Annotated in this window: 33 protein-coding genes, 8 tRNA genes and 1 other annotated feature; of the genes, 28 read left to right on the forward strand and 13 right to left on the reverse strand. The window is 58.6% G+C overall.

All coding sequences use genetic code 11. The features are described from left to right. Positions 1-25: 25 nt before the first annotated feature. The 9 genes from LG388_RS20460 to LG388_RS20500 form a co-directional block, all read right to left on the reverse strand. The gene (locus tag LG388_RS20460) at positions 26-781 is read right to left on the reverse strand and encodes a hypothetical protein (RefSeq protein ID WP_225784526.1); all 756 of its coding nucleotides are present in this window, start codon (positions 779-781) and stop codon (positions 26-28) included. A gap of 72 nt (positions 782-853) precedes the next feature. Then, a tRNA-Met gene (locus tag LG388_RS20465) sits at positions 854-930 on the reverse strand. Positions 931-976: 46 nt separating this feature from the next. Continuing rightward, positions 977-1062, reverse strand: a tRNA-OTHER gene (locus tag LG388_RS20470). Positions 1063-1068: 6 nt separating this feature from the next. Continuing rightward, positions 1069-1144 (reverse strand) — tRNA-Asn (locus LG388_RS20475). Between the two features lie 6 nt (positions 1145-1150). Next, positions 1151-1228: transfer RNA gene (locus LG388_RS20480), tRNA-Pro, on the reverse strand. A 6-nt stretch (positions 1229-1234) separates the two neighbouring features. After that, positions 1235-1311, reverse strand: a tRNA-Leu gene (locus tag LG388_RS20485). Between the two features lie 9 nt (positions 1312-1320). Beyond that, positions 1321-1397 (reverse strand) — tRNA-Leu (locus tag LG388_RS20490). Positions 1398-1490: 93 nt separating this feature from the next. Then, a tRNA-Glu gene (locus LG388_RS20495) sits at positions 1491-1565 on the reverse strand. Between the two features lie 183 nt (positions 1566-1748). Beyond that, positions 1749-2974, reverse strand: a protein-coding gene (locus tag LG388_RS20500; RefSeq protein ID WP_225784527.1) for an IS3 family transposase whose coding sequence is annotated in 2 segments (ribosomal slippage) — positions 1749-2686 and positions 2686-2974 — 1227 coding nt in all. Because the reading frame shifts where the segments join, the coding sequence is not laid out codon by codon here. Next, positions 2580-2696: a sequence feature (AL1L pseudoknot), on the reverse strand. Its footprint overlaps the gene before it by 117 nt. A 195-nt stretch (positions 2975-3169) precedes the next feature. On the opposite strand from LG388_RS20500, the gene LG388_RS20505 reads away from it, so the two are divergent. The 21 genes from LG388_RS20505 (at position 3170) to LG388_RS20605 (ending at position 15175) form a co-directional block, all read left to right on the forward strand. Beyond that, positions 3170-3439 (forward strand): hypothetical protein, encoded by a 270-nt coding sequence (locus tag LG388_RS20505; protein WP_225784528.1) that lies wholly within the window; start codon positions 3170-3172, stop codon positions 3437-3439. Between the two features lie 495 nt (positions 3440-3934). Further along, entirely contained in the window at positions 3935-4180 is a 246-nt protein-coding gene (locus LG388_RS20510) for a hypothetical protein (protein ID WP_225784529.1), read from the forward strand. A 322-nt stretch (positions 4181-4502) separates the two neighbouring features. Then, positions 4503-4781: a hypothetical protein gene (locus tag LG388_RS20515; RefSeq protein ID WP_225784530.1), complete on the forward strand. Its 279-nt coding sequence runs from the start codon at positions 4503-4505 to the stop codon at positions 4779-4781. A 288-nt stretch (positions 4782-5069) separates the two neighbouring features. Beyond that, positions 5070-5429, forward strand: a complete 360-nt coding sequence (locus LG388_RS20520; protein ID WP_225784531.1) for a DUF4326 domain-containing protein — start codon at positions 5070-5072, stop codon at positions 5427-5429. Positions 5430-5443: 14 nt separating this feature from the next. After that, positions 5444-5992, forward strand: a complete 549-nt coding sequence (locus LG388_RS20525; RefSeq protein WP_225784532.1) for a hypothetical protein — start codon at positions 5444-5446, stop codon at positions 5990-5992. Between the two features lie 56 nt (positions 5993-6048). Continuing rightward, on the forward strand, positions 6049-6186 hold the full coding sequence (locus LG388_RS20530) for a hypothetical protein (protein WP_225784533.1): 138 nt from the start codon (positions 6049-6051) through the stop codon (positions 6184-6186). Between the two features lie 8 nt (positions 6187-6194). Then, positions 6195-7103 carry a hypothetical protein gene (locus LG388_RS20535; RefSeq protein WP_225784534.1) on the forward strand — a complete coding sequence of 303 codons (909 nt, stop codon included), beginning with the start codon at positions 6195-6197 and terminating at the stop codon, positions 7101-7103. Between the two features lie 24 nt (positions 7104-7127). Beyond that, positions 7128-8405 carry a DNA-directed RNA polymerase gene (locus tag LG388_RS20540; RefSeq protein WP_225784535.1) on the forward strand — a complete coding sequence of 426 codons (1278 nt, stop codon included), beginning with the start codon at positions 7128-7130 and terminating at the stop codon, positions 8403-8405. 165 nt (positions 8406-8570) lie between these two features. Next, positions 8571-9599, forward strand: a complete 1029-nt coding sequence (locus tag LG388_RS20545; RefSeq protein ID WP_225784536.1) for an RNA ligase family protein — start codon at positions 8571-8573, stop codon at positions 9597-9599. A 112-nt stretch (positions 9600-9711) separates the two neighbouring features. Further along, positions 9712-9954: a hypothetical protein gene (locus LG388_RS20550; RefSeq protein WP_225784537.1), complete on the forward strand. Its 243-nt coding sequence runs from the start codon at positions 9712-9714 to the stop codon at positions 9952-9954. A 1-nt stretch (position 9955) separates the two neighbouring features. Next, positions 9956-10243, forward strand: a complete 288-nt coding sequence (locus tag LG388_RS20555; RefSeq protein WP_225784538.1) for a hypothetical protein — start codon at positions 9956-9958, stop codon at positions 10241-10243. Next, positions 10240-10593 (forward strand): hypothetical protein, encoded by a 354-nt coding sequence (locus tag LG388_RS20560; RefSeq protein ID WP_225784539.1) that lies wholly within the window; start codon positions 10240-10242, stop codon positions 10591-10593. The genes LG388_RS20555 and LG388_RS20560 overlap by 4 nt, the downstream gene beginning before the upstream one ends. A 51-nt stretch (positions 10594-10644) precedes the next feature. Next, on the forward strand, positions 10645-10953 hold the full coding sequence (locus LG388_RS20565; protein ID WP_225784540.1) for a hypothetical protein: 309 nt from the start codon (positions 10645-10647) through the stop codon (positions 10951-10953). Then, positions 10950-11144 (forward strand): hypothetical protein, encoded by a 195-nt coding sequence (locus tag LG388_RS20570; RefSeq protein ID WP_225784541.1) that lies wholly within the window; start codon positions 10950-10952, stop codon positions 11142-11144. The genes LG388_RS20565 and LG388_RS20570 overlap by 4 nt, the downstream gene beginning before the upstream one ends. Positions 11145-11152: 8 nt before the next feature. Further along, on the forward strand, positions 11153-11956 hold the full coding sequence (locus tag LG388_RS20575) for an AAA family ATPase (protein WP_225784542.1): 804 nt from the start codon (positions 11153-11155) through the stop codon (positions 11954-11956). A 75-nt stretch (positions 11957-12031) separates the two neighbouring features. Then, positions 12032-13060, forward strand: coding sequence for an AAA family ATPase (locus LG388_RS20580; RefSeq protein WP_225784543.1), 1029 nt, complete (start codon positions 12032-12034; stop codon positions 13058-13060). Between the two features lie 60 nt (positions 13061-13120). Then, entirely contained in the window at positions 13121-13831 is a 711-nt protein-coding gene (locus tag LG388_RS20585) for an SGNH/GDSL hydrolase family protein (RefSeq protein WP_225784544.1), read from the forward strand. Further along, on the forward strand, positions 13831-14019 hold the full coding sequence (locus LG388_RS20590; protein WP_225784545.1) for a hypothetical protein: 189 nt from the start codon (positions 13831-13833) through the stop codon (positions 14017-14019). The genes LG388_RS20585 and LG388_RS20590 overlap by 1 nt, the downstream gene beginning before the upstream one ends. Continuing rightward, the gene (locus LG388_RS20595; protein WP_225784546.1) at positions 14006-14377 is read left to right on the forward strand and encodes an H-NS family nucleoid-associated regulatory protein; all 372 of its coding nucleotides are present in this window, start codon (positions 14006-14008) and stop codon (positions 14375-14377) included. The genes LG388_RS20590 and LG388_RS20595 overlap by 14 nt, the downstream gene beginning before the upstream one ends. 67 nt (positions 14378-14444) lie before the next feature. Continuing rightward, positions 14445-14873 carry a DUF6876 family protein gene (locus tag LG388_RS20600; protein ID WP_225784547.1) on the forward strand — a complete coding sequence of 143 codons (429 nt, stop codon included), beginning with the start codon at positions 14445-14447 and terminating at the stop codon, positions 14871-14873. Beyond that, positions 14870-15175 (forward strand): helix-turn-helix domain-containing protein, encoded by a 306-nt coding sequence (locus LG388_RS20605; RefSeq protein WP_225784548.1) that lies wholly within the window; start codon positions 14870-14872, stop codon positions 15173-15175. Before LG388_RS20600 ends, LG388_RS20605 begins: the two co-directional genes overlap by 4 nt. On the opposite strand, the gene LG388_RS20610 is transcribed toward LG388_RS20605, so the two are convergent. From LG388_RS20610 to LG388_RS20625, 4 genes are all read right to left on the reverse strand, one after another. After that, positions 15158-16276: a site-specific integrase gene (locus LG388_RS20610; RefSeq protein ID WP_225784549.1), complete on the reverse strand. Its 1119-nt coding sequence runs from the start codon at positions 16274-16276 to the stop codon at positions 15158-15160. The two genes, LG388_RS20605 and LG388_RS20610, sit on opposite strands and share 18 nt — an antisense overlap. 192 nt (positions 16277-16468) lie before the next feature. Then, a tRNA-Cys gene (locus tag LG388_RS20615) sits at positions 16469-16542 on the reverse strand. A 281-nt stretch (positions 16543-16823) separates the two neighbouring features. Next, the gene (locus LG388_RS20620) at positions 16824-17144 is read right to left on the reverse strand and encodes a transposase (RefSeq protein WP_074167576.1); all 321 of its coding nucleotides are present in this window, start codon (positions 17142-17144) and stop codon (positions 16824-16826) included. A gap of 300 nt (positions 17145-17444) precedes the next feature. Further along, a complete protein-coding gene (locus tag LG388_RS20625; RefSeq protein ID WP_153573857.1) occupies positions 17445-17585 on the reverse strand; it encodes a hypothetical protein in 141 nt (46 codons plus the stop codon). 27 nt (positions 17586-17612) lie between these two features. Here LG388_RS20625 and LG388_RS20630 point away from each other — a divergent pair, with 27 nt between their 5' ends. The 7 genes from LG388_RS20630 (at position 17613) to LG388_RS20660 (ending at position 23311) form a co-directional block, all read left to right on the forward strand. Beyond that, complete coding sequence (locus LG388_RS20630; RefSeq protein ID WP_003821040.1) at positions 17613-18359, forward strand: hypothetical protein; 747 nt, start codon at positions 17613-17615, stop codon at positions 18357-18359. 118 nt (positions 18360-18477) lie between these two features. Continuing rightward, positions 18478-18690, forward strand: a complete 213-nt coding sequence (locus tag LG388_RS20635; RefSeq protein WP_003821041.1) for an AlpA family transcriptional regulator — start codon at positions 18478-18480, stop codon at positions 18688-18690. Positions 18691-18732: 42 nt separating this feature from the next. Then, positions 18733-19608: a ParA family protein gene (locus LG388_RS20640; RefSeq protein ID WP_003821043.1), complete on the forward strand. Its 876-nt coding sequence runs from the start codon at positions 18733-18735 to the stop codon at positions 19606-19608. After that, on the forward strand, positions 19592-19840 hold the full coding sequence (locus LG388_RS20645) for a hypothetical protein (RefSeq protein ID WP_003821044.1): 249 nt from the start codon (positions 19592-19594) through the stop codon (positions 19838-19840). The genes LG388_RS20640 and LG388_RS20645 overlap by 17 nt, the downstream gene beginning before the upstream one ends. Next, a complete protein-coding gene (locus LG388_RS20650; protein ID WP_033470938.1) occupies positions 19833-21470 on the forward strand; it encodes a ParB family protein in 1638 nt (545 codons plus the stop codon). Before LG388_RS20645 ends, LG388_RS20650 begins: the two co-directional genes overlap by 8 nt. A 15-nt stretch (positions 21471-21485) precedes the next feature. Further along, positions 21486-22046 (forward strand): DUF2857 domain-containing protein, encoded by a 561-nt coding sequence (locus LG388_RS20655; protein WP_003821054.1) that lies wholly within the window; start codon positions 21486-21488, stop codon positions 22044-22046. 2 nt (positions 22047-22048) lie between these two features. Further along, on the forward strand, positions 22049-23311 hold the full coding sequence (locus LG388_RS20660) for an STY4528 family pathogenicity island replication protein (RefSeq protein ID WP_225784550.1): 1263 nt from the start codon (positions 22049-22051) through the stop codon (positions 23309-23311). Positions 23312-23535 lie beyond the last annotated feature (224 nt).

A 23535-nucleotide genomic window follows, 5' to 3' on the forward strand; every position in this document is an offset into this window, starting at 1 on the left:
ATAGTGTAATTGGCTATTCAGAAATTCAACGTGGAACGACTTCCTTTGCTTCCACATCAATCACTGAGTGGATCTTTGAATGCGCAATTTCCTGGGCATTTGCAGCCCCAGATTCAACCTGAAGTCGCTGAGCCCGTGCCAATTCCATCGTTGCCTCACGCAACTTTGCAATGGCCCCGTCGTCCTGTACGCCGATATTGAGTTGGACTTCCTGCTTCTCAGGCTGCTTCAGGTGCGTCAGGAGTGAGTTGGCAGCGTCCGATCTCACCTTCTCACTCTTGGCCGAAATCATCAATTCGGCCTGGACATTGAGGGCTCTTTGAACCAGGTCGGCATTCAACACCCAGATCGGAACCAGTGTCTGCTCGAAGATCAAGTTCACCAGCTTGGACTTGTTGTAGGCCGTGACGTAGGAAGCCACGTCCTTGGATTGCACGCCTTGGGCACTGAATCGTGCAATCTTGTCCGGGAAGGTTCGGCTGTAGGCATCAATGTTCGACATGCCCATGAGCTTGAAGCTCACGTAACGCACCGCGTTGATGTACTCAGAAACCTTGAACCGCCCATCTGCCATCACCTTGGTGTAGCTCAGCAGGTTGTTGCGGTACGCCTCGAACTCCTCTGGATTGCTCAGCGTGGTATTGATCTGGTCGATCAGTTCCTGGTTGATGGACTTCTTGAGCTTTTCCGGCAATGCCTGTCGGAACTGCTCCAGCGAAAGAGGCATCGGCCCGGAACTGCCGGAAGGCACCGGCGCAGGAGAATTATTGGTTGTAGTCATAGCAGCTAATCAGAATATAGGCTGCGTATAGTAAACCAAATAAAAAAGGAGCCAATAAGGCCCCTTTGTGAGTGGATGCGGGAGAGGGATTTGAACCCTCGACACGCGGATTATGAGCCCGCTGCTCTACCAAACTGAGCTATCCCGCAATGGTAGAACTAATGAATAAACGGCACCAGGCCGTAGCTAACTAACTGGCGGGTGGTGAAGGAATCGAACCATCACCTATTCCTAGATGCCACGGGGTTCAAGCCCGCTTTGTGCCCTGCACGGCACCACCCTTCATCTGGCTGGCAAGAGTGGCCTCGAACCACTGCGCTTCCGGTTAACAGCCGGGTGCTCTACCAACTGAGCTACATGCCAATTGTTTGGTCTGTGTGGATGGATTTGAACCACCGACATCTCGCTTCCAAGGCGAGTACGCTAACCAAGCTGCGCTACACACAGATTGTTTGGTGCCCCAGGAGAGACTCGAACTCTCAGCATACGGTTTCTAAGACCGGCGTGTCTGCCAATTCCACCACCGGGGCAATTATCTCTGGTATCCCGTCTAGGACTCGAACCTAGAACTATCACCTTTTGAGGGTGCTGCGTCTACCTATTCCGCCAACAGGACATGGTGGATGCTCTTGGTATCGAACCAAGTGGGCCATCGACAGGAGTTTTACAGACTCCCCCCGCTCCTTACGGGTCTACGCATCCGAATTCTTGGAGCTGCTACAGGGAATCGAACCCTGGTTAATTGCTCGAAAGGCAATTGTCCTAGCCGTTAGACGATAGCAGCAGATCTCTTCCAGGTACTACTGAACCCACTATCGAAACTGCAATTCACAACAGAAGCGCCGGGAAGAGGGTTCGCAGTATATATAAAAAATCCAGGATCGCAGGTTTTTTGTGATTTTTTATTCTGGGTACGGGTGTAGGACTTTGAACCGCCCCGGCTTTCGCGGAGGCTGGTTGGCTTGAGTCAGGCCGAGCTGGCCTGCCGCTCAAGATTGCGATAGTAGGTGGTCTCGAACTCGGCGGGCGGCACGTAGCCCAGCGGGGCCATCAGCCGATGGTTGTTGAACCAGGACACCCACTCCAAGGTCGCTAACTCCACCGCCTCTCTGGTCTTCCAGGGCGCCCGGCGATGGATCAACTCGGCCTTGTACAGCCCGTTGATCGTCTCTGCCAGAGCGTTGTCGTAGGAGTCGCCCTTGCTGCCCACCGATGGCTCGATGCCGGCCTCGGTCAACCGCTCGGTGTAGCGAATGCTGACGTATTGCGACCCGCGGTCGCTGTGACACACGAGCGAGCCTTCCTGGCCGGGCTGGCGGGCGTACAGGGCCTGCTCCAGGGCATCGAGCACGAAGTCCGTGCGCATGCTCGTGCTCACCCTCCAGCCCACGATGCGCCGCGAGAACACGTCGATCACGAAGGCCACGTACAGCCAGCCCTGCCAGGTGGACACGTACGTGAAGTCGCTCACCCACAGCTGGTTCGGGCGCTGCGCGCTGAACTGCCGGTTGACCAGGTCCTGCGGGCATGGCGCTCGCGCATCGCCGATCGTTGTGCGCACCACTTTGCCGCGCACGACCCCACGCAGCCCCATGCGGCGCATCAGGCGCTCGACGGTGCAGCGCGCCACCGTGTGGCCTTCGCGTTGCAGTTGCCGCCAGACCTTGTCAGCGCCGTAGACCCGCAGGTTGGCCTGCCACACCCGTTCGATGTGGGCCATCAGTTCCTGGTCTCGCTGGGCTCGGCCGCTGAGCAAGGCCGCATCGCGCTGCCGGGCAGCGTGCCGCCGGCAGGCCGATGGGGCGATCTGCAGCAGCCTGCAGATCGGCTCGACCCCATGCCGCTGGCGGTGCCGGTCCACGAAGGCGTACATCACTTCAGCCGGCGGTCGAGCTCCGCCTGGGCGAAAAACGCGCTGGCCAGCTTGAGGATCTCGTTGGCGCGGCGAAGCTCGCGCACTTCGCGCTCCAGTTCTTTGACGCGCTTGGCCTCGGCCGTGGTCACGCCTTCGCGTTGACCCGTGTCACGCTCGTGCTGACGCACCCAGTTCAGCAGCGTCTGCGGCGTGCTGCCGATCTTGCCGGCGATCGATACAACCGCCGCCCATTGCGATTCGTGCTCCTCTCGGTGCTCGAACACCATGCGCACCGCACGCTCGCGAACCTCCGGCGAAAACTTCACTGACTTCCTCATGATGGCTCCATCTTCTCAAACGAGGGAGCCTCCGCGAAAACCGGGGCGGTTCACTTACATACGTGAACCCGTAAATCCGAATCCACCCCCCCCCCTATGCTTCGTTCCTGCGTTCTCGCCTTACCTACCCTGCTCCGCTAATGAGATGGCGGATGTGCATGTCCGTCGTTCCCTCAACCCCTGTAGGAGTTTTATATGAGTTCGTTCCGTGCTGTCATCGGAGCCATTGGTGATGCTGCATCTGCTGCCTCCACTCTCTTTCGTGGTGTCAATCACTATGCCAATGCATTCGCCAAGACCGGTGAATGGTGTGAAAAGCACGCTGATTCCTGGGTAAAGGATGTCGATCATGACATCGAGATGGCCTCTCTCGAACGTGCTGCTGCTCGTCGTGAACGTCGTCGGCGCCTTGGTCTGGAGCAACCTGCTCTGACTACCGATCTGCCCAAGATCGAAGTCCAGTAATCCCCAGCTTCAAGCCTCTTCGGAGGCTTGAGCCTTTTACACATTACACATTACACAAACACACCAAGACAGTGAGTCATTAGAGAGATCACCAAGCTCTATCCAATTCATGCTACCGCATATAACTGGAAGGTCAGCCATCGCTGATCATTAGGAGTTTGTGCCATGTCTCAACCCACAATTCGCCTGATTGATCTGCCCACTCCTGTTGCATACGTGTATCCACGTATGACCAGGGAAGCGTATCGCAGGCTGCAAATCGCAGAGCGAGAGCTTGCAAGAACAAGGCAGGAGCGAGCAAAGCAATGCCTGCATCCGAAGAAGGATGACGACACGTCATTACCCTTCTGAATCGCAGTTCCCACTCACAAAGCACCTTCGGGTGCTTTTTTCTTTTCCGATACCCAACCGATATACCAACTGCTAACAGCTCCGCTAATGAGAAGGAGATCAACAAACACATCTCCACATCTTCAACAACCTTCTGGAGTTCTCATGCTCAACCAAATGTCTGCTGCTTCCGAAATCGACAAGCTCATTGCTCTTTCCAAGCGCACACCTTCTTGCCTGGTTGCTCGTACTTCTGAAAGCCACGCGGTATTCGTCTTGGCCAACAAAGACGATGCCCTTCGCACACGTCGCGCTATGAATGGTGGTGGTTGGTCTGTCACCGTTCAAAAGGGACTGCGCACCGAACGCTATTACCTCAAGGTAACGCTGCGATTTCCGCTAGAACAGTAACTGGGATTTGCGACCTACCAATTCTTGTAGGTCGCAATTCCCCTATTCAATTATCCCGGTCAAGCAGTTGAGGTCTGAACAACAGCCCTCAGCCGACCATGCATCACCTTGTTAACGACTTGTATGAAAATCCGTTGCTCGTTCGACACACATAATCTCTTGCAGTTTGTGGCAACCGTTCTTGTTTATGGAGGCATAGGCATCTTGTTGGCATGCGGTATCTGAGGTAGTTCGCGTCTGTCTTGTATCGCGGTAGTACGGCTACCGCCGATGAGGTGGCGGTATGTGCCGCTTCATCCTGTTTCATCTTTGGAGTTTCATCATGGGTCTGAATTTCAACGCTCGTTCCAACAACACTGCCGCTGCTCGTGACGACAAGGACAAGGCTGCTGGTTTCATCAACCTGTACCTGCCCACTGCCGCTGGAGGCAAGCGCAAGCTGTACGGCATCCCGCTGCGCGTCAGCCAGCAGTTCGAGCGCCAGCTCTTCGAGAAGCTGCAGGCAGAGCCCGAGGCAGCCGGCCGCATGAAGGATGTGCTGATCGTCGAGTTCAACCTCGCTGAGCCGAAGGCAGGTTCGGAGTTCAAGCTCGACTTCTAACACCTTCGTGTTACTTGACCGCATCCCTTCGGGGATGTGGTTTTTTCTTTTCGCCTCGCACACACACACAGACAGGCACGTCACCTGAGCCATCAGGGCCTGACATTACCCTAGTGACTACGTAGGATTTATCCTACTGGTTCACATTCTGGCCACGTTTGCACGGTAACGCGCAAGTCGCTTCGTACCTCTGGGCCGTGGCTTTTTTTCTTGCCTTTCGAGTGCTCCGCAAATGCGTTGGAGTGGCTGCGCTGTGCAGTCACGGTCTGGGAAACCAAGGAGAAAGACATGGCCTGGAATACGCCCTATCGCGTCAAGCGAGAACCAGTGGTGCCTGTTCAAGGGACTAAGCCTCGCGTGCTGAATAAGCGTGTGAGTGGCATGCCTGAAGGTTCTGTTTACGTCGGTCGTCCATCGAAATGGGGCAATCCTTTTTCGCATCTGGATCACGGAACGCTTGCTCATCACAAGGTCGCAACCCGTGATGAAGCATGCGATGCCCATATCAAGTGGATCGACGAGATTCTTCGGCGTGATCCTGACGCAATTAACAGGATTCGCGCTGAGTTGAAAGGCAAGGATCTGGTGTGCTGGTGTGCTCCTGCACGCTGCCATGCAGAGTATTTGCTGAAGCTCGCAAACAGCTAACTAGGAGGTTTTGTATGAATAAGCCAATTGCAATCATTGGGACGGCTGGTCGTGGCACCCCATTGACCAAGGCTCATTGGGATTTCATGGTGGCCACTGCATTGGAAGTGATTCCTGCTGGCCGTCATGTGGTGAGTGGTGGTGCTGCTTGGGCAGACCATGTTGCTGTGCGCCTGCTGACTCTGGGTCATGCCGGAGCACTGACGCTGCATTTGCCTGCGCCTATGGATGAGACTGATTTCAGTTTCGTTGGTGTTCGTAAGAGTGCTGGGTCTGCTGCAAATTACTACCACCACCAGTTCAGCCAAGCCCTGGGCGAAGACACCCGCGCGGAATTGTTTGACGCCTCACAGGATGACCGTTGCTTTGGCACGTTTGAGCCAGCAGCGCCTGGCTACAGCGCAATGTTCACGCGCAACCGCAAGGTTGCTGCTACTGCAACTGGTGGTGTTCTCGCCTTCACTTTCGGTGAGGGTGATGTGCCTGCTGATGGTGGCACCAAGCACACCTGGGACTTGATCGCCAGCAATAAGAAGTTTCACTACTCGCTGGCTTCTGTCTGATTCACAGAGGGCGTCCTCCGGGCGCTCTCGCCAAACCAAATTCACAGGAGATAGTTGTGTTCAAGATTGTCGAAATTACATTGCATGGGCGTACCAAGTACGAGCTTGTCTACGCACAAGGAGGCAAGCACATTGCTTACCTCAACGACAAGAATGAGGCCAATGTATTGCTGCGTCTTTTGAACAGAAAGTGAGGTAGTACATGGAAACCTTTGCTGATGTCATCAAGCAGGAGATGATCGAGCAGCGGTACAACCGCAAGCACATCGACGCGAAGATCAGGAAAGAGATCTTGGACAGCGCAGAAATGCAGGCCAAACATGCCGAGTGCGTCAGCGCACTCAATGAATGGATGGCCCAGGATTTCTACGCCTCCAAGAACGAGCGCATTGCTCAGCTCAAGCTACTGGATCTGGACGAACTGGTCATGGAAATGATGGTCGGTATCTCCTACTTCTACGGTCCTGAGCTGTATACGTCGGCCACTGCCCAATTGGCTAACCGCTTGAAGTTCAGCGACAAAGCTGACTCGATCAAGACCATTGCTGAAATGGTGGCCATCATGGCAATGGTGGATTTGTGCGACGTCACGAAAGAGGATAAGCAGGCCAGCCTGTATGTCCAGTCGCGCATTCCTCTGAGCGACCAGCTGGTGGAGTTCGTACTCAATTCGGAGTACCTGCCGCCAATGGTCTGTGAGCCACTGGAGTTGACCCACAACTACAGCAGCGGCTACCTCACCCACAACGATTCGCTGGTGCTCGGATCTGGCAACCACCATGACGGTGATCTCTGCCTGGACGTGCTCAACCTCATGAACCGCGTCCCTCTCAAGCTCAACACCGAACTGGTGTCCGAGTTTGAGGAACAGCCCACCTTCGAGCTGGACACCCAGCAGAAGGTGGACAACTGGACCGAGTTCAAGAAGCAGTCGTATGTCTTCTACGACCTGATGGTGCAGAACGGCAACCGCTTTTACCTGACCAACAAGGTCGATAAGCGCGGCCGCATCTACGCCCAGGGCTACCACATCAGCACGCAAGGCACTGCGTTCAAGAAAGCTGCGGTGCAACTGGCCGACGAAGAAATCGTCACTGGCGCACCCGTCTAAACCAACAAACCTCAAGGATCCATCATGAAGTTCTTCACCGGCTGGGAATACCTGCTGATCGACGTGGCCAATCAATGGGGCCTGGACAAGAAGCTCTTCGAGGAGCGCATTCAATGGACCACGGACAACCTGAGCGTGCTCGAAGACCTGGGCCGCAAGCGCATGGAAGATGAAGCAGCACTGCCCAATGACCAGAAGTGGAAGGAAGCACCGCTGTATTTCGCAGCCGTGCTGGCTGTGCGCAAGGCGCAGAAGGGCTTGCCCTCTGGACACCTGGTTGGCCTGGACGCCTGCTGCTCGGGCATGCAAGTCATGTCTGCGATGACCGGCTGTGTCTCGGGCTCTCGTGCCACAGGCATGGTGGACAAGGGTGTGCGTGCAGACGCCTACACGATCGTCACCGATGCAATGGGGCAGCTTCTGGCCAACCCTCTGGCGGTCAACCGAAAGGATGCCAAGTCCGCTGTGATGACCAGCTTCTATGGCTCCAAGGCAACCCCGAAGCGCATCTTCGGTGAGGGCACGCCTGAACTGGAAGCCTTCTACGAGGCCATGCAACAGGTTGCGCCTGGTGCCTGGGAGCTGCTGCAAGTGCTGCTGGCCTCCTGGCAACCCTACGCCCTGGCTCACAGCTGGAAGCTGCCTGACGGCTTCGACGCGGTGATCAAGGTCATGACCAAGCGTGAGGTGCGCATCGAGGTGGACGAGTTGAACCACTCCACCTTCTCCTACGAGTTCGACGAGAACATCGGTCAGGAGAAGGGCCTGTCCAACGTGGCAAACGTCACCCACAGCATGGATGCCTGGGTTCTGCGCAGCATGCAGCGTCGCTGCAACTACGACCGTGAGGTCGCAGTAAAGGCTGCCGCAGCTATCGACGCTGAGCTGATGGCCCGCAAGTTCGGTGTGAAGCGTGAGTTGGAGCAAGCTCCCAAGCGCATCGCCTACTACATCGAACAGTACAAGCGCAGCACCATCGCAGACGTGGTGATCCTGCCCTACCTGGACGAGCGCACTGTCCAGCACCTGGATGATGAGCACCTGTCGAAGCTGCACAAGATCATCGAAGGGATGCTTCAGTACAAGCCGTTCCCGCTCATCACGGTGCACGACGAGTTCAAGGCTCACCCGAACAACCTGAACTGGGTTCGCTGGCAATACAAGCAGATCCTGGCGGATGTTGCCGAGAGCAACGTGCTCGACGACATCCTCAGCCAGATCTACGGCATGCCAGGCACGTTCGATAAGCACAGCTTCAACTTGGCCGAGCAAATCCGCGAAAGCGAGTACGCCCTGAGCTGATCAGGTGATCCCAACAGAGCAGTAAACGGCACTGCGCCCTCCGGGCGCTTCTATGAATGGGGTGAGTGGACCAATAGGTCTGCTCATCCCTTTTTTTATCCCGATTTCACCAAGCCTCATCGTGGCTGGATCGGGACACCACAGACAGTCATCCCTACCAAACCAATGATCAAGTTCCCTTCCATCGGCCAGTTCCGCAATGTTGTGCAGAACGTCAAGCACAAGGCCAGCTATGTCGGCAAAGACGAGGCCGGCAACCCGGTATTCCAAGATCCTGGCGCCTATCCCAAGCTGAAATTCACCGGGCTGGTGAAGCTGCACGGCACCAACGCAGCAGTCGTTTATGGTCCTTATGCCGAACTGTCCTTCCAGTCCCGCGAGCGTGTTCTCTCCTATGAGCAGGACAACGCTGGCTTCTGCACCCACATGAGCAGCCGTCGTGAGGAAGTCATGGAGTTGGTGGATCGCGTGTGGGATGCCATCGCGCCTCACGTAGAGACGGAAGGCCACAGCCTGGCCATCTACGGTGAATGGTGCGGAGGGAACATTCAGCGCAACGTGGCTCTGACCCAACTGCCCAAGATGTTTGTGGTGTTCGCCGCCAAGATCGGTGAGCAGTGGCTCGACATCTCCGCAGTGAACCTGCGTGGCATCGACCCGAGCATCCACTCGATCTACGAGTTCCCGACTTACAGCCTCTGGATCGACTTCAACCAGCCGGAGGTTGCTCAAGCAGCTTTGACTTCGATCACCCAAGACGTCGAAGCCGAATGTCCTGTGGGCCGTGCTCTCGGCGTTTCGGGGATCGGCGAAGGCGTGGTCTGGTTCCGCAGTGATGACTTGGACCCCGAATACTGGTTCAAGGTCAAGGGCGAGAAGCACAGCGCCTCGAAGGTGAAGACCCTGGCTTCCCCCGATCTCGAAGCTCTGGCCAACATCAACGAATTCATCGAGGCCACTGTCACGGAAGCCCGACTGGAACAAGGGCTACAGAACCTGCTGAACGAACAGCTCAAGCCCTTCGACATGACCAGCATCGGAGACTTCATCCGCTGGGTCCATGCGGACGTGGTGAAAGAGGAATCCGACACCCTGATCGCCAACGGCATCGAGCACAAGAAGATCGGTGGCCCGATCGCACGCAAGGCCAAAGCCTGGTACGTCACCAAGATGGAAGAGGCAGTCACGGCCTAACCCCTTCCCGAGAACTTCTCCAGAAGTTCTCAAAACTTCTAAACCGATGTACTAACTACATCGGTTTTTCTTTTTTTGACTATATCCAGCCGATAGGCTGGCAAGGAAAACCGTGGCTATTAAGATCAAAGTCAATCAGGTCGGTAACGCAGAGCCTGAGCAGTTTCCTGCGCTGCGTATGTGGAAAGAAGATTACGAAAAAGGGATCTCGAACCCTCTTGTGGTCCTGTTTACGGCCCCGAAGGAAGGTGTCGCAATCAGCGGCTCGCCTACCGGGAATGATTCTGGGGTGTGGATCCCTTTCGATTCTGAAAAATGGATCAAGTGTTCCATCACTATGACCTCGGTGAACTGAAATGGAGCCCATCAAAGCCGGTGACATCTGCGAGGTCATCAACGGCCTCGGCCAGGGACGCAGCCCCAACCTCGGATTGCACGTCAAAGTGGAATACATCCGTGGAGAACACAGCCAGCTCGGACGTATTTGGCGCTGCACCAACCCCGAGATTCAGCAACTGACCGACGCAGGCACTTATATCAAGGTCGGCTGGGCGGACTACCCGGCTTCGTGGCTGCGCAAACTTCCCAAGACTGACCCCCAAAACCAAGAACAACAGACCCAGGATCAGGAGATCACCGCATGAAATTTTTTAACCTCGTTGAAGCCCTCAAAGGGGCTCCTGTCGTGACTCGATCTGGTAAGAAGGTCTCCTTCATCGCCTACGACGCCAAGGGAATTCCCTCACAACAAGTCTTGTTCCGAATTGATGGGGAAGTTTCGATTCGACACGCTTACAAGAATGGTGTTTTCTCGGAAAAGGTCTTCCACCCCGATGATCTATTCATGGAAGAAACCAAAAAGACAGTCTGGGTGAATCTCTATCCGGGTATGCGCGTTGGTGCCCAGTGGTACATATCTGAATCTGAAGCCGACAGATTTGCCTCACCTAAACGAATTGGTGGCAAAGCCTACCCTATTGAAATCGTGGAATAAGCCAAGAGCGTAGCTCAAGGTTTCCTGAAACCAACAAAACAAGGAATTGACATGACCGTGCGCTGCATTCCCCTGGCAACGCAGATGTACTACTGCCGTTGCTACGTCTCCAACGCAATGACGATCAACGAAATCGCAGAAGAAACCGAAACCTCCCGCAGAACCGTGATCCGCATGCTGGTGGAGCGCGGCATTGACGTGAAGATCAATCATCGTCGCTCGCGCAAACTCACCACGGAGCAAAAGCAAATCCCTCTGCTCCAGCGTGAGGAAAGCGATGAGAACGCGCCTACTCCTTCCGAGTTGCGCAAGGTACTGAACTACCTCAACAAGCTCTTCAGGAACAAGGTGCCTGCATGAGCTTGACAGCGGGCTCTCAGCCGCCCATCCGGGCGGTGCCAATGGGGCTCTTCCCAACAATGGACTCGTTGGACAGCGTGGTGCGCTACAGCGAGTCCCGACTCCCCGTCATTGATCGCAATGAAGTGCGCTCTCTGCTCTTCATCTACCACAACACCTTGCTCAAAGAACTGAGCGCACAACAAAGCTGAGAACAACCATGTCCGTGGAATCCGTCGAGAGTATTCGCCGCATCTTCAACATCTTCGAGTCCAGTGAAGGTGCCATTCGACCGCACTTCATGCTGACAGGCCCCAGCGGTAGCGGCAAGAGCCACACCATCCAAGCACTGGCTGATGAATTGGAGCTGCCCTACTTCGATGTGAACGCTGCCAGTTTGACCAAGGAAGGGATCTCGGGCAACAGCCTGAGTAAAGCACTCACCCCATTGCTGCAAGCAGGGGGTTCGCCCTGCATCTGCTTCGTTGATGAGTTCGACAAGCTCTTCATCAGCGGCAACAACAACAGCGACCTGGCCCATGAATCCACCAACGGCGTGCAGAACGAGTTCCTGAAGGTGCTCGAAGGCAGCGCATCGGTCTTCGGTGACTATGGCAAGTACATCCCGGTCAAGACAGACAAGGTGCTCTTCATCTTCGCAGGTGCCTTCAACGGCGAAGAGAACATCGACATCGACCGCCTACGCGAGATGGGCGTGAAGACCGAGTTCCTGGGTCGTGTTGGCTTGGCCTTTGGCATGAGCAAGCCCACCCTGGGTGATCTGCAGAAGATCCTGGACAACAGTCCGCTGCTTCACGACTACCTGGCCCTGTTCAAGGACGTGAAGAAGAAGACCGTCACCGACAAGGTGATGGAAGTCGTCAAGCAGAACTACGACAAGAACACCCTGGGCGTGCGGCTGGTCAACACCCTGATCCACCAGTACTTCATCCAGGGAGGGCTGAAGGAGAAGCAGGTGAAGAAGACCACCTTCCAACGAACCCTGTCGCTGACGACGGCTTGATCTCATACCTGCGATCAAAAACCCTCTCCTGTCCTGGCTCATCGAACAACTCGAATCCGAACAAGACACCAAATCATGACGCCCACTTCCCAATACGCTGTTACGGCCACCCAAGCGGCCGAGATGATGGCTGCCTACATCCGAGCCCGCATCGTTCCCATGATCCACGGCAGCCCTGGCATCGGAAAGAGCCAGATCGCTGAGCAACTGGCCAGTGAGTACAACCTGAAGCTGATCGACCTGCGGCTCGCACAGTACGACCCCACCGAGATCAACGGCTTCGCCAACCTCAATGGTTCACGCGCTGAATACCTTCCGATGGCTCACTTCCCTCTGGAGGCAGACCCCATCCCCGATGGTTACAGTGGTTGGCTTCTCTTCCTGGACGAGCTGACCTCGGCCGCACCCGCGGTGCAAGCTGCCGCTTACAAGCTCATCCTGGACCGGGCAGCCGGCATGAAGCCCCTGCACCAGAAATGCGCAATCGTGGCAGCCGGCAACCTGGCCACCGACAACGCGATCGTTCACGACATGAGCACGGCCTTGCAGTCACGCATGGCCCATCTGGAACTGCGCTGTGACGTGGATTCCTGGCTCACCTGGGCCATGAAAAAGGGCATCGACTACCGGATCACCTCCTATATCCGGCATCTGCCGCAGCGCCTCTACACCTTCAAGCCCGATCACTCGGACAAGACCTACGCCTGTCCCCGCACCTGGGAAATGGCAGACCGTCTGCTGAAGATCATGGAAGAGAAGAACCCGCTGCTGCGAAGCACCCTGGGTGGCGTGGTCACCGATGGCATCGCCAGCGAGTTCATGTCCTTCCTGGAGGTACACACGCGACTGCCCACGTTCGACGCCATCCTGCGTGCGCCGCTGACCACGGAAGTGCCCCAAGAACCTTCGGTGCTCTATGCGCTTTCCGGGGCTATTGCAGCGCGCATGGACAAGAGCAACTTCGACAACGCCATGAAGTTCGTGCTGCGCATGCCGCCTGAATTTCAGGTGGTAACGCTCAAGGAAGCACGAGGGCGCAACAGCGAGATCACGAAGCTGCCCAGCTTCTTGGAGTTCCTGGACACCCTGTCCGTCTACTTCTGATCCTTCCCTTCCCACCAAAGCCCGCCAGGCAACTGAGCGGGCTTTTTTCATGCCTGAAACATGCTCAAGAACCTCTACAACATCCTCGTCTCTTTTGTCATTGGAACGCTGCTGCTGACTGTCATCATCCTGCTCGTGGGTTGCGGTGGCGGAGGTAGTGGGCCTGGTGCAGGCATGCCCATCATCGGAGCGCCCATTCAATTGCCGGTGACGGATCCCAGCACGTCCACACCGGAAACCAACCCCGAGAACTGCACCGTAGCCTTGTGGGGTGATTCGGTGATGTACGGAGGCTATGAGTTGGTGAAGCGCCTGAGCAGCCCGCCTGCGATGACGCTCAAGACCCTGCGACCGCAGTACACCGTTACCGACCACTCGCAGAACGGAGCCAGCGCCTTCTATTTCCTGCCGATCTTCCTGTCGGCCGAACACGAAGAAGACGTCGTGGTCATCCAGTACGGCATCAATGACGCAGGCCACAACTTCCCCTACGAGACAAGCATGCGCTCGATGATCGAGCGTGCGCAGGCGATGAAAAAGATCGTGATGATCACTGGCATCAGCCAGGGGGGAATTCCCAATCGAGAGCCGTACAACGCCATAGCCGAGAGGCTGGCAGTCGAATACGGGGTGTACTTTGCCGACTGGGGATCGGTGGAATTCCACGACGGTGACGTGCCTGATGGTGTCCACCCCAATCAAGAATACAGCACCCGCTTGATTGCACGCCTGACTGAGATTCTGGATCTCGCTAAGCCGGAGTGTGCGTGATGCTCACCGCCCTCATCTTCTGTGCCTGGCTGATCTCCATCGGAGACAGCAACAAATCCACTACCCTCTGCGTCATCCTGTTCGTGGCACTCGTTGGCTCCTGCACCAGCAAGCCCACCGATGCCGCTGAATTGAGTGGCGTACCATCGGCACATCGAATCGAGAGGATCCCCAATGGCCCTGCCTGACATTTCCAGATTGAGCTACACCGAGTTGCAGCAACTGATCGAGCATGCGACTCAGGCCCTGAACACCAAAAAGGCTGAAGAGCTGAAGGTACTGGCCGATCAGTACGCATTGAAGCTCAAGGCCGCTGGTTTCACCCTCGACGAAGGAATCAAGGCCGTGAAGCCCTACGCCAAGAAGAATCGCGCACCCCGCGGCAGTGTCCCTCCCCCGGCACCAAGACCGGTGAAAGAAGGCGTGACCTACCGCAATCCTCAGAACGGTGAAACCTGGACTGCAGGAACGCGCGGACGCATCGTCGGCTGGCTTCAGGAACGGCTCAACGCCGGCAGCCCTGCCGAGGAATTCGAGGCCAACTGAGCCTCACATCAAACCAACCATATCAAAGGCCCTTCGGGGCCTTTTTCTTTTTCTGGAAGGACGCATCATGGACGGCCCATCCCTCAAGCAACTGTTGACCAACTTCACCGGCTCCGCACGCCTGTTCCGTCACTCGTTCGTGCGCCGCTTCACCTACACCGAAGGCGTCCGGGCATTTGCCCAGCATGCCGGTGGCGGGGCGTACTGGTTCCTGGACATCCTGGCAACTGAGCCCAAGATTCAAAACCACTTCCGCAAGGACAGCTTCGCATCGGTACGCCTGAAGGTCTACCCCCCTGAAAAAGGCGGATGCACCATCACTGTGGATGACGGCAATGGCAACCTCGTCTACTTTCGTGACATCGAATACACCGACTGCCCTCCTCATCCTGCAACCCAGGATGACAGCGAACCTCCGTGGCTGTTCTTCATGGAACTGGGTTACCTGGACGACGTACACACCTCCATCGTCTTGATGCTTCCCAGTGAACGATGACTCTGCCGGAGATCCTCTACACGGAAGACCTGGCCAAGCTGTTCAAGTGCCAGCCTTCCACTGTGGACCAAGCTGCACGGGACGGAGCCATCCCCAGTGTGAAATTCGGTCATGACCGGATCTTCCCCAGGGATGCGCTCATCGAGCGCCTGAACGAAATGGCAAGGGACGGTCTCACCCTAAAGAAGCCCGGTGCTGCACCGTCACAAGGAACGCCGATCGTGGTCCCAACACCAAGAAAAAAGGCAGCCCCAACGCTGCCTGATTTGTCCAACCTGGTACAGCTACAGCAGCCGACTTGAGAGATCCTCGCCTCGCAAGGAAGCGTAGCGAAGCATGATCTTTGGGTCTGTCCAGCCCATGATCTTGCAGATCTCCATTTCGTTGAAGATCCACCCCTTCTCATCACGCAACGTGATCCATCGGCAGCATGCCTCGTGCCGAAGATCGTGCGTGGTGATGTCGGGGATTTGTGCGAAATCGAACAAGGTACTGAACCTTGAAGACAGTCGCAGCTGACACCTCTTCACATCCTCCTTGGTGCCATCCCAGAACGGAAAGACGAGCCCTGACCTTCCTTCAATGTAGGTCTTGAGCTTTTCCCTCAGTGCCTTCTTCAGAGGCACCGTGCGAGGTTTTTCCGCTCCGTGGTGGCCCTTGGAGCCCGCCAGATGAATGATTGCTTTCTGAGTGTCTATCCTTTCGATGGGCAATGAGAAAGCCTCTTTCAACCGCAGACCCGTCTCAACCAACAACTCGTAGAGCATCTCGAAGTCCGGGTCTGGCCCCCAGGCCCTTTCACGTCCTTCACGCTTCTCACCAGCCAAAGCCGCCTGAATACGTGCAGCCTCCTCTGGAGTGAGGCGCCTGTCGCGGTGCTCATCCTTGACCTCCCGATTCGCGTACTGGCTGTAGCCCCTTGGGAGCATCTTGAGCACGTTCGTGTGCACGACCTTCCCATCCTCCTGATAGGTGCGGCAGTACCAATCCACGACCTTCGACAAAGCACCAATGCGTTTGCGGATTGTGCCGGGTGCGAGCTTTCGTTCCTTGTACTTGGCGATCAGCTTGTTCACGTAGTCGAAGGTCAGGTCGCTCATGCGAAGACCTGCACACTCTTTGACCAGCAGTTCCAGGGTCGGCAGTTCCGTCTGCGCGATCAGTACATGCGGATCCTTGGTGAACCCGTTCACCACGTCCAAGAGCAGCGGCTGTACAGCATCCCCCTTCTTTGGCGTCAGAAGCTCCTGGGGGATCAACCCTTTGTCCAGAAGGGCTTCTAGCTGGTTGCCGTAGGCGACCGCCTCAGCCTCAGTGTTGAAGGTGAAGAAGAACGGCTTGGGCAGCAGCTTGTGCTTGATGCGCAGCTGGAACTTGCTCCCCCGCGGCTGGATGGATGCCATGAATCGCTCCGGTCACTCGTTGAGGGGTGCGACTGTATCCCAACCCGACTAACCGCGCAAAGTGATCCGATGGAAGGTAGCAATGCTACCCATTCGGGTAGCAGAACCACTGAATCTGGCTGATTCTGACTGCAGAAACGAAAACGCCTCGGAGGTCCGAGGCGTCTAAGTACTTGATATACAAGGAAAATCTGGAGGCGCGAACCAGAGTCGAACTGGTCTAACCGGATTTGCAATCCGGGGCATAACCGCTTTGCTATCGCGCCACGCGGGGCCGGACGGCCGGCCCTGTAAAAAAGGGAAGCCTGCGCTTCCCTTTTTCGAATTTGGAGCGGGAAACGAGACGTTTACTAAGACCGTAAGCCGTTGTTTCCCAATCACTTTCTTCGCTGGCTTGACTAGCGAAGACCTTAATTGTAGCCTCATTTTTCACCCTCGGCAACAAGTTCGTCCAGAAACTTCCAGTAAGGTCCAAGGACACCTCCTCAGCGCATCGTCCCCACACCTCGTTCATCGCCGGCTACGGTGGTCTCGAACTCACCAATGATCACCTTTCCATATGCTTGGCTAGCTGCGTCGAAAGGCATTCGAGCACGTCACGCAAGTCCGCATAGAGGTCATGCCCGTTGGGCCGAGCCGAGCGCACCAGGCTCATCACCGAAACAGCGCGCTGACCGGCACGCAAGCTACCGACGAACAACTGGTTCGCCCTTTGAAGTGCCACTGGACGAATTTGCCTCTCGACGCGGTTGTTGTCTGGCGGCAGACGCCTGTCGTCGTTAGCGCCTCCCGGCGACCAAGGTTGGACTGCATGGCTCTCGCCGTGCCTGAGCTGTTCGGCACACCGGCTCGCTGCAGAAGCGACCACCCATACCCGTCTGCGCAAGTTGCGCGGGAAGAACCCATACGCTTGTCACTGGGACTGGATGCGCGATTCTTTATCGGTATATCAGGATACCTGGGAACGCATGACAGGCTCGGGATCAGTACGCCTGCCTTGGCATCTAGAAGCCACTGCGCGCCTATTGCGCCCTGTGAAACCGCAGGGGTATCACACCATGACAAATTGCTCTTGATGAGATTGCGGTAACGCATGACGCTGCCAGTGTGAGCGCCATTCTTCGTGTTGATCAGCGACAGGACCGATCAACCTACCACTCACGGATTCTTACACATTGAGCACATGGCGGCTACCACTGACTTGAGCTACTGAAAAGTGCTCAGGGCTCATGAAGAAGCGAGACTCGGGACTCGCTTCATCCACAGACAACTGCCCGGCCATGAGGTTGGCGCCAAAGGAGTCGGCCATGTAGTTCTCCTGGAAGGAGATGGGAGCATGAACCACAATGCACCAGCATCGAAGGTGTTCTATCGTCCGATCGAAGCCTCCCTCCGGTGGGCTGGGCTTCTGCGGTTTGAGCATGTCATCCTCACTTCGGTCTCGTCGTCAAGGAACCTGCCACAGTCGTTGGATTGCCCACGTTGGGGTGAGCTGAGGCTGTATACCGAACGCATCTACGATGGCATCCTCAATGCGGAACTTCCTTTCGGGAGGAACGGCATCACGACGCACGACACCGCGCTGATCGACTCCCCTGATCTCACTGTCCGTCACGTCGATCTGAAGCGTTGGATGCGCCAGCACTACCCCGAACAGCGCCCCGGCTTTCTCTTCTCGCGCAGCGAGCGCATCGCCCATCCCTCCATCTCTCTGGAAACCGGGCAGGCCATGCTGGTCGAGCGCTTGGCCCTCAAATCTGCCCTGGAGCAGTCCAAGCGCCAACTCCGCGAGCTGCAAGACAAGCACGACGCACTGCTCAAACAGTCCAAAATCATCCCGGCCTGCGCGCAGTACCCAATCAGTGATCGGGCCGAAGCCACCTACCTGAACATCATCGGCGGCATATTGGAGCTGATGCTCGGCCAATCGCCCTCGGGCACACCGTACTCCAGCTTCAAAACGCAAGAGGCTGTCGTAAGCGCATTGGTCGCCCATCACCACGGCGTCATGGGGATCGCCGAGCGGACGTTGAACGGCAAGTTCGCCACGGCCAGACGCCGGCTGCATAGCGCCACCCTCTGAGGATTGCCAGCTTGTATGTGCAGTCGCGGAGATTGCATTTGCAATGTCTTTCCGTAGCCATGTCTATTGAATAGAGGTCACGCCAACAAACGCCACTGAGCGTTCAGGAGTGACCACCATGTCGCAAACACCTGTTCTGCCGCCCAACGAGCGCCGCATCCTGCGCTTGGAAGAAGTCGAATCGAAGTCCGGCTTCAAGCGCGCCCACCTCTACAACCTGATGCGCGCGGGCAAGTTCCCCAAGGCGCTGCGCCTGGGTGTGCGCGCCGTCGGCTGGGATTCCATCGAAATCGATCAGTGGATCGCCGAGCGCGTCAACAACCGGGCCTGACCCATTCTCCCGCGGACCTTCCATCCTCACACGGAGAACGCCATGCAGGTTGTATCCATCATTTCAACGAAAGGTGGCGTCGGCAAGACCACCACTGCCGCGAACCTGGGCGGGCTCGTCGCCGACGCGGGGCTGCGCGTGCTGCTGCTCGATCTCGACGTGCAGCCCACCTTGTCGTCCTACTACGAACTGGGACACCGTGCGCCTGGTGGCATCTATGAGCTGCTGGCCTTCAACGAGCGCGACCTCGGCCAGCTCGTGTCCCGCACGATCATTACGGGTCTGGACCTGGTGCTGTCCAACGACCACCGGGGCGAGCTGAGCACCTTGTTGCTGCACGCGCCGGATGGGCGCCTGCGGCTGCGGCACCTGCTGCCCATGCTGGCTCCTCTCTACGACCTGGTGCTGATCGACACCCAGGGCGCGCGTTCGGTGACGCTGGAGATGGCGGTGCTCGCTTCCGATCTCGCGCTGTCACCCGTGACCCCGGAAATCCTCGCCGCCCGCGAACTGCGGCGCGGCACCATGCAGTTGCTGGAGGACATCGCTCCGTACCGGCACCTGGGCATTGAGCCGCCGCCGCTGCATCTGCTCATCAACAGGGTCCACCCGGTGTCGGCGAACGCCCGGCTGATCCAACAGGCCTTGCGCGACCTGTTCCAGGACCACGCCGGCATCCGCGTGCTGACCACCGACGTGCCGGCCATCGAAGCCTATCCGCGCGCCGCGACGCGCGGCCTGCCAGTGCATCGGGTCGAATACCGCCAGCCACCGGGCAGAGTCGCCCCCGCCGCGCTCGACACCATCCGCGGCCTCGCCGGCGAACTGTTCCCGCAATGGCAGCACCGATTTGCCACGGTGTCCGGCCGCCCGCCATTTCCTCTGGATACCGGGAGGCCCCATGGCGAGCGCACATGAACTGGCCCGAGGCCATAAGCGGCTGCGCGCCCTGATCGAATTCGCCGTCGGCGAGGGCTGGCACGTCAAGCGCACGCCGGGCGGCCACCTCAAATTCACCAAGGCCGGCTGCGCCGCGATCTACACCAGTTCGACGGCCAGTGACCACCGGGCCGCCCTCAACGCCCGCGCGCAGATCCGCCGCGCCGAGCGCGAGGCCCGGTCCCCAGTGCAGGGAGGCCGCCATGGCTGAAATGACCTCCCAGCAGATGGCCGGCAAGCTGCTCGCGGCCGGGTTCGAGCGCAGCGGCCCGTCCACCTCGGCCTTGAGCGACCCGATCGCCGACACGCCCATGGTCGTGACCCTGGACCAGTTGCGCCCCTACGACCACGATCCCAGGAAGAAGCGCAACCCGGCCTACGAGGACATCAAGGCGTCCATCCGCGAGCGCGGCCTGGACGCAGCCCCGGCGATCACCCGGCGCCCGGGCGAGGACCACTACATCATTCGCAACGGCGGCAACACGCGCCTGGCGATCCTGCGCGAACTGTGGTCGGAGACCAAGGACGAGCGGTTCTTTCGCATATCGTGCCTGTTCCGGCCGTGGCCCAGCCGCGGCGAAGTCGTCATGCTGACCGGCCACCTGGCCGAGAACGAATTGCGTGGAGGCCTGACGTTCATCGAGCGCGCCCTCGGCGTCGAGAAGGCGCGCGAGTTCTACGAGCAGGAAAGCGGCGCCGCCCTGAGCCAGTCCGAACTGGCACGCCGCCTCGCCGCCGATGGTTTCCCGGTCCAGCAGTCGCACATCAGCCGGATGAACGACGCGGTGCGCTACCTCCTGCCGGCGATCCCGACCGTGCTCTATGGCGGGCTCGGCCGCCACCAGGTCGAACGCCTGTCGGTCATGCGCAAGGCCTGCATGCTCGCGTGGGAGCGCTACGCCAAAGGCCGCACACTACTGGTACAGGACTTCGATGACTTCTTTCAGGAGGTGCTGTCGCAGTTCGACACGCAGGCCGACGAGTTCGCCCCCCAGCGCGTGCAGGACGAGCTGATCGGCCAAATGTCCGAACTGCTCGGCATCGACTACGACGTACTGGCGCTCGACCTCACCGAATCCGAAAGCCGCCATCGCGCCCTGGTCAGCGATCCGACCCCACCAACGGCACCCCCCACGCTGCCTGAGCCTGACACCATGGCACGCCCGCCCGCGGCGCCGGCCCCATCGGCCCCGACGCCGGCAACCACACCTGGGTCGCGCGAGCGCGAGGGCGGCTCAGGGTCGGACGGCTCACCCGCAGGAAGCCCCATGGCTGCTCCTGGTGATCGGCTGCAGGGGCACATCGTTTCGCCTGCACCGACGACGGAGCGGCTGCAATCCATTCAGCGGATGGTCGCCGACGAGCTGGGGGATGCGCTGCCCGATTTCTCGGCCAACGTCTTGCAGTCCATTCCCGTCCAAGCAGGCGGTCTCTACCCGATTTCCGACGTCTGGCACATCGACGCGAGCCTGGACACGCCCGAGCGCCTGCGCATCCACGTCGCGCAGTTCGCCCGCGAGATCGCGGGCGAGGCTCGCCTGGACGAGTGCATCGATGACCGTCCAGACGGCATCGGTTTCGCCTGCCGTGCCCACGCCCAAGACCTGGAGCCGCTGGGCCGTGCCGTCCTGGCGCTGCTGGCATGCATGGCCGGTCAGCAGCCCGCCGACGTCGGCTTGGATAACAGGCAATTCGTCATCGACCTGTCGGCGTTGCTGCACGGACAAGGCGACGCAACCCGGCGACTGAGCGACACCGCACTGGTCAAGCTGTTCCGGCTGCTGCGGCTGGCCCGCCGTCTGCTCGACCTGGACGCCGGCGCTGCGGACCCTGGAACGTGACCGAGGGAGACCAGCATGTCCGCACCACACCCACTCAACCAGGCCGTCATCGCCCAGGCCCTCTATGACCTGCGCAATGGGCAACTGCGCCGCTGCAAGCTGATGGGGTTTGGCGAGGAAGAGCTGGACGCCCTCAAGCATCCCGCGCTGATCAGCGTGCTGGCCAACGCCAACGTCTCGTGGTGCTCGGTGACGGTCAACCGCGAAGTGCTCCGGCGTCTGCTCAGGCAGGCGCAGGATGTGGAGAAGGAGATCGCCACGGTCGATCGCATGCTGCGCCTCGGCGCGAGCACCGAAATGGTCAGCCGCTTCTACGGCCTGACCCACCAGGAAGTGGCGCTTCGCCGCGAAATCCTCGGCCTGCCCAAGCGCAAGGGTCGCCATCCCGTGCTGGACGAGAAGCAGGACACGGAGCTGTGGCGGCAATGGAAGGCCGTGACCAGCAGCAGGAACGTCGATCTCGAAGACGAAACCTCCATCCTCGATGCCGCCATGGACCTCGCCGAAGGCATGTCGCTGCCTCTGTCGGTGGTCTGGGCTTCGATCAAGAGCTGGGTCGATCAAGGATTGGGTTAACCATGGCCGTGGACGACACCGCACCACGTCGTGGCCCCATCGCACTCGCAGACCTGTTCGACGCTGCGCTGAAAGACCTTGTGCCCAAGCCCAACGCCGACGCGCCCCCGCCCACACCTACACCTGTCGCGATGCCCACTGGTCCGGCGTCTGGCGATGCCTTCCTGTTCAGCGGCAACCGGCACGAGACCGTACCGCGACGGCTGTTCCTCGACCGCCGCCTGACGCCGCTGGAGCGCAATGCCTGGCAGGTCTTCCGGCTGATGCTCAACGACGATGGCGTGACGGCGTTCCCGACGTATGAACAGCTTCGGCCCTGGCTGGCGTCGATGCCCTGCGCCGGGCAAGCCTCGCACGAAACCGTGGCGCGAGCACTGACGCTGCTGCGGCTGACTCGATGGCTGAGCCTGGTGCGGCGACGGCGCGACGCCAAGACCGGCCGCATCCTCGGCAACCTCTATGTCCTGCACGACGAGCCGCTGACCCCCTTTGAAGCGATGCAGCTCGACCCGGACTACCTGCAACTCGTCAGCCAGGCTCTCGGCCATTCGGCCAAAGCCGTGCAGATCGTAGGCCTGCACACCCTCAAGGAAATCGGCGAAGACCCGATGCTGGCCGGGCGCACCCTGCCATCGAGGCTGCAAGTCCTGGCCGAACGCCTCGCCAGCCAGGGCGTCGGGGCGCACGAAAGTTATCCACAGGAGGACGCCACGCACGAATCCGAAGAAGGGGCGACGAGCCTTCTTCGGAGTCCTGACGATCCCACTTCGGAATACGAAGCAGGGTCGAAACCCGCGCCAGAGGCCTCTCTTCGGAATCCGAAGCAGGCCCGTACAGTACGTAGTAGTCGTATTAATGAAGTACGTACTACCGCGCAGGCACAAGCGCATGCGCGCGCGCTGGGCGACCTGCAATGGCCCAAACGCTTCGCGGAACTGAAGGCAGAGCAGCAGACAGGTGCGAGGGTGGCACTACAGCAGGTCGATGCTGCGCTGAGGCAGGCCGTGCTGGACGAATGGGCTGCACGATGCAGCAACCATGGCATCCGCAATCCTGCAGGGTATCTGTTCGGCATCATCCAGCGGGCCATCCATGGCGAGTTCAACGCCTGGGCCAAGAAGGACGCGCCATCGGCGCCCGTTGCGCCGAACGAGCGGCCGCTACCACCAGCACCGCCACCATCCCAGCCGCAGGGCAAGCCTGTGCCGCCAGAAGTCGCCAGGCAGCACATCGAGCGGCTGCGCAACCTGCTCGCCAGCAAGTGAGCGGGCCTGCAAGGTGGTGAAGTGGATGCCGGTGGCTTCCAGTAGAGCTATCCCCTGGGGATAGTTCCACTGACGGCTACACGTCGAACCGCTGCACGCCAGGCCTCGATCGCCTGCAGCGGGATCGGCCTTGTTCGCGCTGATCCGGGTGTGCAGCGTTCCTTGGCGCTCCATGGCGCTATCCCCAGGGGATAGCTCGCGACGCATGCACCCACCGCGCCGTG

The organism is Xenophilus sp. Marseille-Q4582 (assembly GCF_916700565.1).
In the GTDB taxonomy this organism is placed as follows: Bacteria; Pseudomonadota; Gammaproteobacteria; order Burkholderiales; family Burkholderiaceae_C; genus Xenophilus.